Below are 16,752 nucleotides of genomic sequence, written 5' to 3' on the forward strand. Positions count from 1 at the left end.
ACGTATAACGATGAAAGGCAGTAACAAATCCCGCTGGGCAATCGCCGCTGGCATCATTGTGGTGGTCCTTGCCGCCGCCTGGTACTGGCACAGTCAATCCGCGAACTCCGCAGCCCCCGCGGGTGCAAATAGTCAGGCACAGCGCCCGGCAGGCGGAGGGCGTCACGGCATGCGCGGCGGCGCGCTGGCGCCGGTACAGGCGGCGACGGCAGTGAATAAAGCCGTTCCTCGCTATCTTACTGGCCTTGGGACCATTACCGCCGCCAACACCGTGACGGTGCGCAGCCGCGTCGACGGCCAGCTGATGGCCATTCACTTCCAGGAAGGTCAGCAGGTTAAAGCGGGCGATCTGCTGGCCGAAATAGACCCGAGCCAGTTTAAGGTCGCCCTCGCCCAGGCGCAGGGGCAGCTCGCGAAAGACAAAGCCACTCTCGCCAACGCCCGCCGCGATCTGGCCCGCTACCAGCAGCTTGTGAAAACCAACCTCGTATCTCGTCAGGAGCTGGACACCCAGCAGTCGCTGGTCAGCGAAACGCAGGGCACCATCAAAGCCGACGAGGCCGCCGTGGCCAGCGCCCAGCTGCAGCTGGACTGGAGCCGCATCACCGCGCCGATTGACGGACGCGTGGGCCTGAAGCAGGTCGATATCGGCAACCAGATCTCCAGCGGCGACACCACGGGCATCGTGGTCATCACCCAGACCCACCCGATTGATTTAGTCTTTACCCTACCGGAAAGCGACATTGCGACCGTGGTGCAGGCGCAAAAATCCGGGAAGGGGCTGGTGGTGGAAGCCTGGGACCGCAGCAACAAGCAGAAGCTGAGCGAAGGTTCCCTGCTCAGCCTGGATAACCAGATCGACACCACCACCGGCACCATCAAGCTGAAGGCGCGCTTTAACAATCAGGACGATGCCCTCTTCCCGAACCAGTTCGTCAACGCGCGTATGCTGGTCGCGACCGAAGAGAACGCGGTAGTGATCCCCACCGCTGCGCTGCAGATGGGTAACGAAGGTAATTTCGTCTGGGTACTTAACAGCGACAATAAGGTCAGCAAGCACCTGGTGAAAACCGGTATCCAGGACAGCCAGACGGTGGTCATCGCCGCCGGCCTTTCCGCAGGCGACCGCGTGGTCACCGACGGCATTGACCGTCTGACCGAAGGGGCCAAGGTGGAAGTGGTTGAACCTGCGAAACAGGGAGAGAAATCCTAATGCAGGTTATGCCCCCAGGCTCTACAGGCGGGCCGTCACGCCTGTTTATCCTCCGTCCTGTCGCCACCACGCTGCTGATGGTGGCGATCCTGCTCGCCGGGATTATCGGCTATCGCTTCCTGCCCGTGTCGGCGCTGCCGGAGGTGGATTACCCAACGATTCAGGTTGTCACTCTCTATCCCGGAGCCAGCCCGGACGTGGTGACGTCCGCCATTACCGCTCCGCTGGAGCGCCAGTTCGGCCAGATGTCCGGGCTAAAACAGATGTCCTCCCAGAGTTCCGGCGGGGCATCCGTCGTGACGCTGCAGTTCCAGCTGACGCTGTCGCTGGACGTCGCCGAGCAGGAGGTGCAGGCCGCCATCAACGCCGCCACCAACCTGCTGCCGTCAGACCTGCCCAACCCGCCGGTCTACAGCAAGGTGAACCCGGCCGATCCGCCAATCATGACGCTTGCCGTCACCTCCTCCGCCATGCCGATGACCCAGGTCGAAGACATGGTCGAAACGCGCGTGGCGCAGAAAATTTCACAGGTCTCCGGCGTCGGCCTCGTCACGCTGGCGGGCGGCCAGCGCCCCGCCGTTCGCGTGAAGCTTAACGCGCAGGCGATTGCCGCGCTGGGCCTGACCAGCGAAACCATCCGCACCGCCATCAGCAGCGCCAACGTTAACTCGGCAAAAGGCTCGCTGGACGGCCCCACCCGCGCCGTGACGCTCTCGGCGAACGACCAGATGCAGTCCGCCGACGAATATCGTCAGCTGATTATCGCCTACCAGAACGGCGCGCCGGTGCGTCTTGGCGACGTGGCGACCGTGGAGCAAGGCGCGGAAAACAGCTGGCTAGGGGCCTGGGCCAACAAGCAGCAGGCGATCGTGATGAACGTCCAGCGCCAGCCGGGCGCAAACATCATTGAAACCGCCGACAGTATTCGCACCATGCTGCCGCAGCTGATCGAAAGTCTGCCGAAATCGGTCAGCGTGAAGGTGCTTTCCGACCGCACCACGAATATTCGCGCGTCGGTCACAGACACTCAGTTCGAGCTGATGCTGGCGATTGCGCTGGTGGTCATGATCATTTATCTGTTCCTGCGCAACGTTCCGGCGACCATTATTCCCGCCGTCGCCGTACCGCTCTCGCTGGTCGGCACCTTTGCGGTGATGGTGTTCCTCGATTTTTCGATTAACAACCTGACGCTGATGGCGCTCACCATCGCCACCGGGTTCGTGGTGGATGACGCTATAGTCGTCATCGAGAACATCTCGCGCTATATCGAGAAAGGCGAAAAACCGCTGGCCGCCGCGCTGAAGGGCGCAGGGGAAATCGGCTTTACCATTATCTCGCTGACCTTCTCATTGATTGCGGTGCTGATCCCGCTGCTGTTTATGGGCGATATTGTCGGGCGGCTGTTCCGCGAGTTTGCCGTCACGCTGGCGGTCGCCATTCTGATCTCCGCCGTGGTGTCGCTGACCCTGACGCCGATGATGTGCGCCCGCATGCTGAGCCACGAGTCGCTGCGCAAGCAAAACCGCTTCTCGCGCGCCTCCGAGCGCATGTTCGAGCGGATTATTACCGCCTACGGACGCGTGCTGGCGAAAGTCCTGAACCATCCGTGGGCCACGCTCGGCGTGGCGCTGGGAACCCTGGCGCTCAGCGTGATGCTGTGGATTTTCATTCCGAAAGGCTTCTTCCCGATCCAGGACAACGGCATTATTCAGGGCACGCTTCAGGCCCCGCAGTCGGTCTCCTTCGCCAGTATGGCCCAGCGCCAGCAGCAGGTGTCTGAGATCGTTATGAAAGATCCGGCGGTCGAGAGCCTGACCTCCTACGTGGGCGTCGACGGCACCAACCCGTCGCTCAACAGCGCGCGTCTGCAGATCAACCTTAAGCCGCTGGATGAACGCGACGATCGCGTCAACGCCGTCATTGAGCGTCTGCAAAACGCCGTCGCGCGGGTGCCGGGCGTTGAGCTTTACCTGCAGCCGATTCAGGATTTGACCATTGATACTCAGGTCAGCCGCACGCAGTACCAGTTCACGCTGCAGGCCACCTCGCTGGACGCGCTCAGCACCTGGGTGCCGCAGCTGGTAAATAAGCTTAACACCCTGCCGCAGCTCGCCGACGTCAGCAGCGACTGGCAGGACAAAGGGCTGGCGGCGTACGTGAACGTCAACCGCGATACCGCCAGCCGTCTGGGCATTACCATGTCAGACGTGGACAACGCCCTTTACAACGCCTTCGGTCAGCGCCTGATCTCCACCATCTACACCCAGGCCAACCAGTATCGCGTGGTGCTGGAGCATAATACGGAGAATACGCCCGGCCTGGCGGGGCTGGACTCGGTGCGCCTGACCAGCAAAGACGGCGGCATTGTGCCGCTGAGCGCTATCGCCACGGTGGAAGAACGCTATACCCCGCTGTCGATCAACCATCTGGATCAGTTCCCGTCCACCACCATCTCCTTCAACGTGCCGGACAATTATTCTCTCGGCGAAGCGGTGGAGGCCATTCAGGCTGCTGAAAAAGAGCTCAGCTTCCCGTCCGATATTCAGACCCAGTTCCAGGGCAGCACGCTGGCGTTTCAGGCCGCGCTGGGTAACACCATCTGGCTTATCGTCGCGGCGGTCGTGGCGATGTACATCGTGCTCGGGGTGCTGTACGAAAGCTTTATCCACCCGATCACCATCCTCTCTACCCTGCCGACGGCGGGCGTGGGGGCGCTGCTGGCACTGATGCTGGCGGGCAGCGAGCTGGACGTCATTGCCATCATCGGCATTATCCTGCTTATCGGGATCGTGAAGAAAAACGCCATCATGATGATCGACTTCGCCCTGGCCGCCGAGCGCGAGCAGGGCATGTCGCCGCGCGACGCCATCTTCCAGGCCTGTCTGCTGCGTTTCCGTCCGATCCTGATGACCACGCTGGCCGCCCTGCTGGGCGCGCTGCCGCTGATGCTCAGCACGGGCGTCGGCGCGGAGCTGCGCCGTCCGCTGGGTATCGGCATGGTCGGCGGTCTGCTGGTGAGCCAGGTGCTGACCCTCTTCACTACGCCGGTGATCTACCTGCTGTTTGACCGTCTGGCGCTGTGGACCAAAAGCCGTTTCCCGAAACGTGAAGAGGAGGCATAAGTGAAGTTTTTCGCCCTCTTCATTTATCGCCCGGTGGCGACGATATTAATCTCGCTCGCCATTACACTCTGCGGCGTGCTGGGCTTCCGGCTGCTGCCGGTGGCCCCCCTGCCGCAGGTGGATTTCCCGGTGATCATGGTCAGCGCCTCGCTGCCGGGCGCGTCACCGGAGACCATGGCCTCGTCGGTTGCCACGCCGCTGGAGCGTTCGCTCGGGCGGATTGCGGGGGTCAACGAGATGACCTCCAGCAGCTCGCTGGGCAGCACGCGCATCATTCTGGAGTTCAGCTTCGACCGGGATATCAACGGCGCGGCGCGCGACGTGCAGGCGGCCATCAACGCCGCACAAAGCCTGCTGCCGAGCGGGATGCCGAGCCGCCCAACCTACCGCAAGGCCAACCCGTCCGATGCGCCGATCATGATCCTGACGCTGACCTCGGATACGTACTCGCAGGGGCAGCTTTACGACTTTGCGTCTACCCAGCTGGCGCAGACCATCTCACAAATTAACGGCGTCGGTGACGTGAGCGTCGGCGGGAGCTCCCTGCCCGCCGTGCGCGTGGGCCTAAACCCGCAGGCGCTGTTCAACCAGGGCGTGTCGCTGGATGACGTGCGCTCCGCCATCAGCACGGCCAACGTCCGCAAACCGCAGGGGGCGATTGAGGACGGCAGCCACCGCTGGCAGATCCACACTAACGACGAGCTGAAAACCGCCGCGGAATATCAGCCGCTCATTATTCACTACAACAACGGCGCGGCGGTGCGCTTGAGCGACGTTGCCAGCGTTACCGACTCGGTGCAGGACGTGCGCAACGCCGGGATGACCAACGCGAAACCGGCCATTCTGCTGATGATCCGCAAGCTGCCGGAAGCGAACATTATTGAGACGGTGAACAGCATTCGCGCCCGTCTTCCGGACCTGCAGGAGACCATCCCGGCAGCAATCGATCTGCAAATTGCCCAGGATCGCTCCCCGACCATTCGCGCCTCGCTTGAAGAGGTGGAGCAAACGCTGATTATCTCCGTCGCCCTGGTGATCCTGGTGGTCTTCCTGTTCCTGCGATCCGGCCGCGCGACGCTTATTCCGGCGGTGGCCGTGCCGGTCTCGCTGATCGGTACCTTTGCCGCCATGTACCTGTGCGGATTTAGCCTCAACAACCTGTCGCTGATGGCCCTGACGATAGCGACGGGCTTCGTGGTGGATGACGCCATCGTGGTGCTGGAAAACATTTCCCGCCACCTGGAAGCGGGCGTGAAGCCGCTTCAGGCCGCGCTGCAGGGCACGCGCGAGGTGGGCTTTACGGTGCTCTCCATGAGCCTGTCGCTGGTGGCGGTATTCCTGCCGCTGCTGCTGATGGGCGGGCTGCCGGGCAGGCTGCTGCGCGAGTTTGCCGTCACCCTCTCCGTCGCCATCGGGATTTCGCTGGTTATCTCCCTAACGCTGACGCCGATGATGTGCGGCTGGATGCTCAAGCGCAGCAAACCCCATTCGCAGCCGCGCCGCAAAGGCTTTGGCCGTTTCCTGATGGCGATGCAGGAAGGCTACGGCAAATCGCTGAAGTGGGTGCTGAACCATACGCGGCTGGTTGGCCTGGTGCTGATCGGCACCATCGTGCTCAACGTCTGGATGTACATCACCATCCCGAAAACGTTCTTCCCGGAGCAGGACACCGGCGTACTGATGGGGGGGATTCAGGCGGACCAGAGCATTTCGTTCCAGGCGATGCGCGGCAAGCTGCAGGACTTCATGAAGATCATTCGTGAAGACAAAGCCGTGGATAACGTCACCGGCTTTACCGGCGGGTCACGCGTCAACAGCGGGATGATGTTTATTACCCTGAAACCGCGCGGCGAGCGCAACGAAACCGCCCAGCAGGTGATTGACCGCCTGCGGGTGAAGCTCGCCAAAGAGCCGGGGGCAAACCTGTTTTTGATGGCCGTTCAGGATATCCGCGTCGGCGGCCGTCAGGCGAACGCCAGCTATCAGTACACGTTGCTCTCGGACGATTTAGCCGCCCTGCGGGAGTGGGAGCCGAAGATCCGCAAGGCGCTGGCCGCCCTGCCGCAGCTGGCGGACGTCAACTCCGATCAGCAGGATAACGGCGCCGAGATGGCCCTGACCTACGACCGCGAAACCATGTCGCGGCTGGGCATTAACGTTGAAGCCGCCAACAGCCTGCTGAACAACGCCTTCGGCCAGCGCGAGATCTCCACCATCTACCAGCCGATGAACCAGTATAAGGTGGTGATGGAGGTCGATCCGCGCTACACCCAGGACATCAGCGCCCTGGACAAAATGTTTGTGATTAACAACGACGGCAAGGCGATTCCGCTCTCCTACTTTGCCAGCTGGCAGCCGGCCAACGCGCCGCTGTCGGTGAACCACCAGGGGCTATCGGCGGCGTCGACTATCTCCTTTAACCTGCCCGCCGGTTCGTCGCTTTCTGAAGCCAGCGACGCAATTAACCGCGCGATGACGCAGCTTGGCGTGCCGTCCACCGTGCGCGGTAGCTTTGCCGGCACCGCGCAGGTGTTTCAGGAGACGATGAATTCGCAGGTGATTTTGATTCTGGCCGCCATCGCCACGGTTTATATTGTGCTGGGCGTGCTGTACGAGAGCTACGTTCACCCGCTGACCATTCTCTCGACGCTGCCGTCGGCGGGCGTTGGGGCGCTGCTGGCGCTGGAGCTGTTCGGCGCGCCGTTCAGCCTGATCGCGCTCATCGGAATCATGCTGTTGATCGGCATCGTGAAGAAAAACGCGATCATGATGGTCGACTTCGCGCTGGACGCCCAGCGCAACGGCAATCTATCGCCGGAAGAGGCGATCTTCCAGGCCTGCCTGCTGCGTTTTCGTCCGATCATGATGACCACCCTGGCGGCGCTGTTTGGCACGCTGCCGCTGGTTATCTCGGGCGGCGACGGCTCCGAGCTGCGCCAGCCGCTGGGGATCACCATTGTCGGCGGCCTGGTCATGAGCCAGCTGCTGACGCTGTACACCACGCCGGTGGTCTATCTGTTCTTCGACCGCCTGCGGCTGCGCTTCTCGCGTAAAAACAGAACCACGGTGACCGATTAAATGACCGATCTCCCCGCTAACGTTCGCTGGCAGCTATGGATAGTCGCTTTCGGCTTCTTTATGCAGTCGCTGGATACGACCATCGTCAACACCGCCCTCCCCTCCATGGCGAAAAGCCTGGGGGAGAGCCCGCTGCATATGCATATGGTGATTGTCTCCTACGTGCTGACGGTAGCCGTCATGCTGCCAGCCAGCGGCTGGCTGGCGGACAAAGTGGGCGTGCGGAATATCTTCTTTACCGCCATCGTGCTGTTTACCACCGGCTCGCTGTTTTGCGCCCAGGCCAACACCCTCGACCAGCTGGTGATGGCGCGCGTTCTGCAGGGCGTCGGCGGGGCGATGATGGTCCCTGTCGGGCGGCTAACGGTGATGAAGATCGTGCCGCGCGAGCAGTACATGGCGGCGATGACCTTTGTGACCCTGCCCGGTCAGGTGGGGCCGCTCCTGGGCCCGGCGCTCGGCGGCATTCTGGTGGAGTACGCCTCCTGGCACTGGATCTTCTTAATCAATCTTCCTGTTGGCATCATCGGCGCCATCGCCACCCTGACGCTGATGCCGAACTACAAAATGCAGACGCGGCGCTTTGATTTCTTTGGCTTTATCCTGCTGGCGGCGGGCATGGCCACGCTTACCCTGGCGCTCGAAGGGCAAAAAGGGCTGGGGATTTCGCCCCTGACGCTGGGGATGCTGGTCGTTATCGGCATCACCGCCATTCTGTGGTATCTGCGGCATGCCAGAGGTAACGATAAGGCGCTGTTCAGCCTGAACTTGTTTAAAAACCCTACCTATCGCCTTGGCCTGTTCGGCAGCTTCGCCGGGCGCGTCGGCAGCGGCATGCTGCCGTTTATGACGCCCGTTTTCCTGCAAATCGGAATGGGATTTTCGCCGTTCCACGCGGGCCTGATGATGATCCCGATGGTGCTCGGCAGCATGGGAATGAAGCGCATCGTGGTGCAGGTGGTGAACCGCTTTGGCTATCGTCGCGTGCTGGTGACCGCCACGCTGGGGCTGGCGCTGGTGAGTCTGCTGTTTATGGCCGTGGCGCTGATGGGCTGGTACTACGTTCTGCCGCTGGTGCTGTTCTGCCAGGGGATCGTCAACTCCATGCGCTTCTCGTCGATGAATACCCTGACGCTGAAGGACCTGCCGGACGATCTGGCAAGCAGCGGCAACAGCCTGCTGTCGATGATCATGCAGCTTTCGATGAGCGTCGGGGTGACCATCGCGGGTTTACTGCTCGGCATGTACGGCCAGCACCACCTCAGCGTCGACACGCCGGTGGCGCATCAGGTCTTTTTGTATACCTATCTCAGCATGGCGGTCATCATCGCCCTGCCCGCTTTCATCTTCGCCAGAGTGCCGGATGATACCAGCAAGAACGTCGTGATTAGGCGCGGCAAAAGGAGTGGTTCATGAAATTCTGGCGTCCGGGCATTACCGGCAAGCTCTTCGTGGCGATATTTGCCACCTGTATTGTCCTGCTGATCACCATGCACTGGGCGGTGCGGATCAGCTTCGAGCGCGGTTTTATTGATTACATCAAGCATGGCAATGAACAGCGTTTACAGGGCTTAAGCGATGCGCTGAGTGAACAGTACGCCCAGCACGGCAACTGGCGTTTTCTGCGCAATAACGACCGCTTTATTTTCCAGATCCTGCGCTCGCTGGAGCACGATACCGGTGACGATCGCCCGGGGCCGGGCATGCCGCCGCACGGCTGGCGCACCCAGTTCTGGGTGATTGATCAGGACATGCGCACGCTGGTGGGTCCGCGTGCGCCGATACCGCCGGACGGCACCCGTCGTGCGATTAAAGTCAACAATGCGACAGTCGGCTGGGTTATCGCCTCTCCGGTGGAGCGCCTGACGCGCAACACCGACATCAACTTTGACCGCCAGCAGCGCCGGACAAGCTGGCTGATTGTCGCCCTCTCCACGCTGCTCGCCGCGCTCGCTACCTTCCCGCTGGCGCGCGGCCTGCTCGCCCCGGTGAAACGGCTGGTGGAAGGCACGCACAAGCTGGCCGCCGGGGATTTCACCACCCGCGTCGATACCCGCAGCCAGGACGAACTGGGCAAGCTGGCGCAGGATTTTAACCAGCTCGCCAGCACGCTGGAGAAGAACCAGCAGATGCGCCGCGACTTTATGGCCGATATCTCCCACGAGCTGCGCACGCCGCTGGCGGTGCTGCGCGGCGAGCTGGAGGCCATACAGGACGGCGTGCGCCAGTTTACGCCCGAATCGGTGGCCTCTCTGCAGGCGGAGGTGGGCACGCTCACCAAGCTGGTGGACGATCTCCACCAGCTCTCCATGTCCGACGAAGGCGCGCTGGCCTACCAGAAGGCGCCGGTAGACGTGATTAACATTCTGGAAGTGATCAGCGGCGCGTTCCGCGAGCGGTTTGCCAGCCGCAACCTGAAAATCGACCTTTCCCTGCCGGACAGCGCGGTGGTATTCGGCGACAAAGACCGGCTGATGCAGCTGTTCAATAACCTGCTGGAAAACAGCCTGCGCTACACCGACAGCGGCGGCGGGCTACATATCTCCGGCAGGCAGGAAAACGGGCGCTTTGCCCTCACCTTCGCGGATTCCGCCCCAGGCGTGCAGGACGCGCAGCTGGAAAAACTGTTTGAACGTTTCTACCGTACCGAAGGCTCCCGCAACCGCGCCAGCGGCGGCTCCGGCCTGGGGCTGGCGATTTGCGTTAACATCGTCGAGGCGCATAATGGCACGATCCGCGCCGCCCATTCGCCTTTTGGCGGGGTTAGCATTACAGTAGAGTTACCTCTGGAACGGGATTTATCGAGAGAAGTATGACCGAGTTACCGATTGACGAAAACACGCCGCGCATTTTGATCGTCGAAGACGAACCCAAGCTGGGACAGCTGCTGATCGACTATTTACGTGCGGCCAGCTACGCTCCATCGCTAATCAGCCACGGCGACCAGGTGCTGCCATACGTGCGCCAGACCCCGCCGGATCTGATCCTGCTTGATTTAATGCTGCCGGGCGTTGACGGGCTGACCCTGTGCCGGGAAATTCGTCGCTTCTCCGACGTGCCGATCGTCATGGTCACCGCCAAAATTGAAGAGATTGACCGCCTGCTGGGGCTCGAAATTGGCGCGGACGATTACATCTGCAAGCCCTACAGCCCGCGTGAAGTAGTCGCCCGCGTGAAAACCATTCTCCGCCGCTGCAGGCCGCAGCGCGAGCTTCAGGTGCTGGACGCCGAAAGCCCGCTGATTGTCGACGAAAGCCGCTTCCAGGCGAGCTGGCGCAGCAAGCTGCTGGACCTGACGCCTGCCGAGTTCCGCCTGCTGAAAACCCTCTCCCACGAGCCGGGAAAAGTCTTCTCCCGCGAACAGCTGCTGAACCACCTGTATGACGATTACCGCGTCGTCACCGACCGCACCATCGACAGCCATATCAAAAACCTGCGCCGCAAGCTGGAGGCGCTGGACGCCGAGCAGTCGTTTATTCGCGCGGTGTATGGCGTGGGGTATCGCTGGGAAGCGGATGCATGCAGGATTGCCTAGTCATCCGCGGGTCAATGCAGGCCGGGTAAGGCGAAGCCGTCACCCGGCACAATAACTTTACCTCCCTGCCCCGCAGCGCTACAATGCCCGCCCTTAAAGTGGGGGATCTCCCCTTACCGCTGCACCTGGTGCACGCGGATCTGACCTGTCATCAGAACGAGAACAAACATGTTTAAACCGGAACTCCTTTCCCCGGCGGGAACGCTGCAAAATATGCGTTACGCTTTCGCCTATGGTGCCGACGCCGTTTACGCGGGCCAGCCGCGCTACTCGCTGCGCGTGCGTAACAACGAATTCAACCACGAGAACCTGCAGCTCGGCATCAACGAAGCGCATGCCCTGGGCAAGAAATTCTACGTGGTCGTGAACATCGCGCCGCACAACGCCAAGCTGAAAACGTTCATCCGCGACCTGAAGCCGGTGGTGGGTATGGGGCCGGACGCGCTGATCATGTCGGACCCGGGTTTAATCATGCTGGTTCGGGAGAACTTCCCGGAGATGGATATTCACCTCTCCGTCCAGGCTAACGCCGTCAACTGGGCGACGGTGAAGTTCTGGAAGCAGATGGGGCTGACCCGCGTCATTCTGTCCCGAGAGCTTTCGCTGGAAGAGATCGAAGAAATCCGCACCCAGGTGCCGGATATGGAAATCGAAATCTTCGTTCACGGCGCGCTGTGCATGGCCTACTCCGGCCGCTGCCTGCTCTCCGGCTATATCAACAAGCGCGACCCGAACCAGGGCACCTGCACCAACGCCTGCCGCTGGGAATATAACGTCCAGGAAGGCAAAGAGGATGACGTCGGCAACATCGTGCATAAGCACGAGCCGATCCCGGTGACCAACGTCGAGCCTACGCTGGGCATCGGCGCGCCAACCGACAGCGTGTTTATGATTGAAGAAGCCAAACGCCCGGGCGAGTACATGACCGCCTTTGAAGACGAGCACGGCACCTACATCATGAACTCGAAAGATCTGCGCGCCATCGCCCACGTCGAGCGTCTGACCCAGATGGGCGTGCACTCTCTGAAGATCGAAGGCCGCACCAAATCCTATTACTACTGCGCGCGTACCGCGCAGGTGTACCGCAAAGCCATCGACGATGCGGCGGCCGGTAAACCATTCGATACCAGCCTGCTGGAAACTCTGGAAGGCCTGGCGCACCGCGGCTATACCGAAGGCTTCCTGCGTCGTCATACCCATGACGACTACCAGAACTACGAGCATGGCTACTCCGTTTCCGAGCGCCAGCAGTTTGTCGGCGACTTCACCGGCGAGCGCAAAGGCGCGCTGGCGGCCGTGGCGGTGAAAAACAAATTCACCAAAGGCGACAGCCTGGAACTGATGACCCCGCAGGGCAACATGAACTTTACGCTGGAGCATCTGGAAAACGGCAAAGGCGAAGCGATTGACGTGGCGCCGGGTGACGGTCATACCGTCTGGCTGCCGGTTCCGGAAGAGGTGGAGCTGAAGTTCGCGCTGCTGATGCGTAACTTCAACGGTGAAAGCACCCGAAACCCACACGGCAAATAGTTAATCAGGGAAATTTTTTCGCGCTGGGATAATTCTTAGAATCGGATCACATACCGCTTCGTTCAATACGGGTATTATCCCCCCGCTGAAAAACATAACCCATAAATGCTAGCTGTACCAGGAACCACCTCCTTAGCCTGCGTAATCTCCCTTACGCGGGCTTATTTTTTGCCCCATTCAGTCCACTTATTAAAAATCAAATTGCGTAGCCCCACCAAATGAAGGGTGTTGATTCGCGACAGCGTCTGCTGGAATATCTTTTACGAAAATCGGGCGGGTATATGATATCCATCACAATTTTCATTGGATCAGGCAGGATGGAGCGTTATTAGGATCATTCCTAATTCCCGTCCACAACATGCCCTTTACTCTTGATTTCTTAGCGATATACGATTTCACACGGACGGAGAGACGACATGACATTTCCTGGTCAGATTTCAAAGGATATTCCGGATTACGAACTTGCACGCAGTCTGGGTCTTGCCTCCGGCGGGGATATAAATTTCACCGCCCTTGCCAGTCAGTTGGACTGTAGCCGAAACTTTAGTCAGGTTGGGATCATCTACTCAGACGGTGCGCGTCAGTGGTTAGTAAGGCCCTCAAGGCGGATTGCGACGCCAAACGAAAGCTCGGTAAGTCATGTCATCATTACGAAAGTAAATGCCTCATCAAATAATCCCATCCAGGCAACGACGACGACGATTCAGTCACCGTCATTAGCGACTGAAATAGGTTCTACGGCGATTTCTTGCGGAGCTGCCATTCTTACTGTCGTCCTTGCTGCAGGTGCAGGTATGGCCATTCCACTCACCGCAGGTTCTTCCGGTGCTGTTGCCGCTGTGATTGTCGCTGGTGGTGTAGCAACAGGTATTCAGTGTGCAAACGGGCTTGGCCGCTTGTCACTTATTGCCATGAATCATAATGACTATGTTGCGTGGATGGACTCCCAGGAGTGGTATACCGCAACCAATACTGCTCTGGATGCGATTTCTCTTGCCGGGGCAGCTGCAGGTCTAAAAAGCGCTGTATTAACCTACCGCCTTCTTAATCGCTCGACGTCTGAAAGTTTACTCTCGTTATTACAAAAAATGAGCCGAGCGGACCGCACGCGGTTAACGGAGGAAATCATTCGTATCCGAAATCCCGGGATCTCTAATTCAGGGGTTAAAGCAGCGATGAAAGCTGGGGTTTACCCTAAACGTTACCCCTCGGAAGCGCTGCAGCTGCTCTTACAGCGAGAGCTGTTGAATGCTATTTCAAACTCTTCTGCATTTGTTGGAAGTGCTGTCTCAGGTACAATTCGGAATCCTCAGAATATTACACAATCTGGTAAATACGTTTTTGGTTTGATTCAGTCTTTTTCATTTACAGGAAGTTATTGACCCGGACATGACAAATTACATCAAGAAGAGCCTTGCATTAAGTGCTGTGATAACAGGTGAAATGGCGACTGACGATCTCCAACGGCTTGAATCATTGAAAGATCGCTTAAAAGGTCAGTTCGGTGTTCCTGTGGGTGTACATATGACTGGCATACCCTTAGCAATAAGTACCTTACTCACTATTTTTTGTTACGCTATGCTACAGGTTTCTGTCTGGATGCTGCTATTTCGCCTGCTCGGCTTACCTGAATTTAAGGTAATGATGGGTGTATTCCTTGCAGCAGTGGTGTATTGCATGATTGTAATGAGCACGATGTTTTTAACTGCCAGAGGGTCCTTAACGGGATATAAACTGCATATTTCTGTCATTACACTGACTGGCTTGATGAGCATAGTTTATTTTATCTGGACTTGGATTTCGCTTTTATTCGGCTCTGTAGAGAATTACACACCGCAAATAACCTCACTATCAGGATTGGGATTTTTCGGCCTGAATATCGTGTGGATGAATACGTCAGTCTTTTACCGTTCAATTGCGCTAACGCTACATAATCGGGTGTGGCGTAAACAGTTGAAAATTGAGAACAGGCAAATGGCAGGGCTCAAACGCTGACGGTAAGAATCTTTTGAGCGAAAGCCGTTTAAAGAGTTAACAACACGGGGCACATCTTTCGTTGTAAAGGAGCCCCTTTTTACGCGGGATTATTTCTCCCTTTCATCCTGTTCTTACCCGCTTTTTTCCTCTCTGCTATACACTCTTACTAACGCTAAAAAAGGGAGCAGCGCGGATGGCAACCTATTCAGACAGTTTATTGATTCTCAATGGCAAAAGTGCGGGCAACGATCTGCTGCGTCAGGCAATTCAGGGTTTGCGTGACGACGGCGCGCGCATTCACGTTCGGGTGACGTGGGAAAAAGGCGACGCGGCACGCTATATCAATGAAGCTCTCGGGCTAGGCGTCAGCACCATCATTTCCGGGGGCGGCGACGGCACCATCAATGAGATTGCGTCAGCGCTTATCGACCTGCCCCCGGCAGACCGGCCGGTGATGGGTATATTACCGCTCGGCACCGCCAATGATTTTGCTACCAGCGCAGGGATCCCGGAAGAGCTGGAGAAGGCGCTCCAGCTGGCGATCCTCGGCAAAGCCACCGCTGTGGATATCGCACAGGTGAATGATAAAACCTGCTTTATCAATATGGCGACGGGCGGGTTTGGCACGCGTATCACCAGCGAAACGCCGGAAAAACTGAAGGCGGCGCTGGGCGGCGTGTCGTACCTGATCCACGGCCTGATGCGCATGGACACCCTCAAGCCTGACCGCTGCGAAATTCGCGGCGAGGATTTTCAGTGGCAGGGTGACGCGCTGGTGATTGGGATTGGCAACGGACGTCAGGCGGGCGGCGGACAGCAGCTCTGCCCGGAGGCGCTGATTAATGACGGACAGCTTCAGCTGCGTATTTTCACGGGCGACGGCCTGCTGCCCGCGCTGTTTACCACGCTGACGCAGCCGGAAGAGAGTCCAAATATCATCGCAGGGAAATCGGCGTGGTTTGAAGTGAATGCTCCGCACGGGATGACCTTTAACCTCGACGGAGAGCCGCTGAGCGGGACGCAGTTCCGCATTGAGGTGTTGCCCGGAGCGCTACAGTGTCGGCTGCCGCCGGACTGCGTGCTTTTGCGCTGATGTTTCGCACGGTGCGCGATGATGCCCTCTCCCACCGGGAGAGGGAGATGGAGCCGTCAGGCAATCGTGACTTTGCTGTCGAGATAGACGTCCTGAACCGCATTGATCAGCTTCACGCCGTCGGCCATCGATTTCTTGAACGCCTTGCGGCCAAGGATCAACCCCATGCCGCCCGCGCGTTTGTTAATAACCGCCGTACGCACCGCGTCTGACAGGTCGGTATCACCACCCGCCGCGCCGCCTGAGTTAATCAGCCCCGCGCGGCCCATGTAGCAGTTCGCCAGCTGGTAGCGCACCAGGTCGATCGGGTTATCGCTGGTCAGCTTGCTGTAAACGCGATCGTCGGTGTAGCCAAAGTTCACCGCTTTATAGCCGCCGTTATTCTCGGCCATTTTCTGCTTCACGATATCCGCGCCGATGGTCGCCGCCAGGTGGTTCGCCTGCCCGGTCAGGTCGGCGGATACATGGTAATCCACGCCGTCTTTCTTGAACGCGTTGTTGCGCAGATATGCCCACAGTACGGTGACCATGCCCAGCTCGTGCGCACGCTCAAACGCCGCGGAGATCTCTTCAATCTGACGACGGGACTGTTCGGAGCCGAAGTAAATCGTCGCCCCTACCGCCACCGCGCCCATGTTGAACGCCTGCTCGACGCTGGCGTAAAGGGTCTGGTCATACTCGGTTGGGTAGCTAAGGGTTTCGTTGTGGTTCAGCTTCACGAGGAATGGAATGCGGTGGGCATAGCGACGCGAAACCGAGGCCAGCACGCCGTAGGTCGACGCCACGCAGTTACAGCCCGCCTCAATCGCCAGCTCAACAATGTTCTTCGGATCGAAGTAGAGAGGATTCGCCGCAAAAGAGGCGCCCGCAGAGTGCTCAACGCCCTGGTCCACCGGCAGGATTGAGAGATACCCGGTGCCGCCGAGCCGCCCGGTGTTGTAGAGCGTCTGCATATTTCGCAGGACCGCAGGCGGACGGTTGTTATCGATCATCACGCGGTCAACGTAGTCGTGACCAGGCAGATACAGCTGGTCGGCTGGAATGGTCATACAACGATGCTGTAAAAGGCTGTCGGCGTCTTTGCCAAGCAACTGCGCAATATCAGTCATGTGATACTCCCGTAAGTCCGACGTCGTGTCGGTGTGTGTTTATCCAGTCCCATCTTTTATGGGCAGACTAAGCCTGGTACCGACTTAACAGATTT

11 protein-coding genes are annotated in these 16,752 nt (G+C 59.1%); 10 read left to right on the forward strand and 1 reads right to left on the reverse strand.

Annotated features, from left to right (window positions below; translation table 11 throughout):
• The first annotated feature begins 10 nt into the window (after positions 1-10).
• From WM95_RS15995 to yegS, 10 genes are all read left to right on the forward strand, one after another.
• A complete protein-coding gene (locus WM95_RS15995) occupies positions 11-1,213 on the forward strand; it encodes an MdtA/MuxA family multidrug efflux RND transporter periplasmic adaptor subunit (protein WP_023312413.1) in 1,203 nt (400 codons plus the stop codon).
• On the forward strand, positions 1,213-4,335 hold the full coding sequence (locus tag WM95_RS16000) for an MdtB/MuxB family multidrug efflux RND transporter permease subunit (RefSeq protein ID WP_063408446.1): 3,123 nt from the start codon (positions 1,213-1,215) through the stop codon (positions 4,333-4,335). The genes WM95_RS15995 and WM95_RS16000 overlap by 1 nt, the downstream gene beginning before the upstream one ends.
• Positions 4,336-7,413: a multidrug efflux RND transporter permease subunit MdtC gene (gene mdtC / locus WM95_RS16005; RefSeq protein WP_063408447.1), complete on the forward strand. Its 3,078-nt coding sequence runs from the start codon at positions 4,336-4,338 to the stop codon at positions 7,411-7,413.
• Positions 7,414-8,829, forward strand: a complete 1,416-nt coding sequence (locus tag WM95_RS16010) for an MFS transporter (protein ID WP_063408448.1) — start codon at positions 7,414-7,416, stop codon at positions 8,827-8,829.
• Positions 8,826-10,229 carry a two-component system sensor histidine kinase BaeS gene (gene baeS, locus WM95_RS16015; RefSeq protein ID WP_023312417.1) on the forward strand — a complete coding sequence of 468 codons (1,404 nt, stop codon included), beginning with the start codon at positions 8,826-8,828 and terminating at the stop codon, positions 10,227-10,229. The genes WM95_RS16010 and baeS overlap by 4 nt, the downstream gene beginning before the upstream one ends.
• Positions 10,226-10,948: a two-component system response regulator BaeR gene (gene baeR / locus WM95_RS16020; protein WP_032642850.1), complete on the forward strand. Its 723-nt coding sequence runs from the start codon at positions 10,226-10,228 to the stop codon at positions 10,946-10,948. Before baeS ends, baeR begins: the two co-directional genes overlap by 4 nt.
• A gap of 168 nt (positions 10,949-11,116) precedes the next feature.
• Positions 11,117-12,478, forward strand: coding sequence for a prephenate-dependent tRNA uridine(34) hydroxylase TrhP (gene trhP / locus WM95_RS16025; protein WP_088544856.1), 1,362 nt, complete (start codon positions 11,117-11,119; stop codon positions 12,476-12,478).
• A gap of 416 nt (positions 12,479-12,894) precedes the next feature.
• Complete coding sequence (locus WM95_RS27430; RefSeq protein ID WP_063408449.1) at positions 12,895-13,860, forward strand: hypothetical protein; 966 nt, start codon at positions 12,895-12,897, stop codon at positions 13,858-13,860.
• 7 nt (positions 13,861-13,867) lie between these two features.
• Positions 13,868-14,473, forward strand: coding sequence for a hypothetical protein (locus WM95_RS16035; protein WP_081247931.1), 606 nt, complete (start codon positions 13,868-13,870; stop codon positions 14,471-14,473).
• Positions 14,474-14,648: 175 nt separating this feature from the next.
• Positions 14,649-15,548, forward strand: a complete 900-nt coding sequence (gene yegS, locus WM95_RS16040) for a lipid kinase YegS (RefSeq protein ID WP_063408450.1) — start codon at positions 14,649-14,651, stop codon at positions 15,546-15,548.
• Between the two features lie 56 nt (positions 15,549-15,604).
• Here the strand turns inward: yegS and fbaB are convergent, their stop codons facing one another.
• On the reverse strand, positions 15,605-16,657 hold the full coding sequence (gene fbaB, locus WM95_RS16045; RefSeq protein ID WP_023312424.1) for a class I fructose-bisphosphate aldolase: 1,053 nt from the start codon (positions 16,655-16,657) through the stop codon (positions 15,605-15,607).
• Positions 16,658-16,752: the final 95 nt, after the last annotated feature.

The organism is Enterobacter cloacae complex sp. ECNIH7, assembly GCF_002208095.1.
GTDB lineage: Bacteria > Pseudomonadota > Gammaproteobacteria > Enterobacterales > Enterobacteriaceae > Enterobacter > Enterobacter cloacae_M.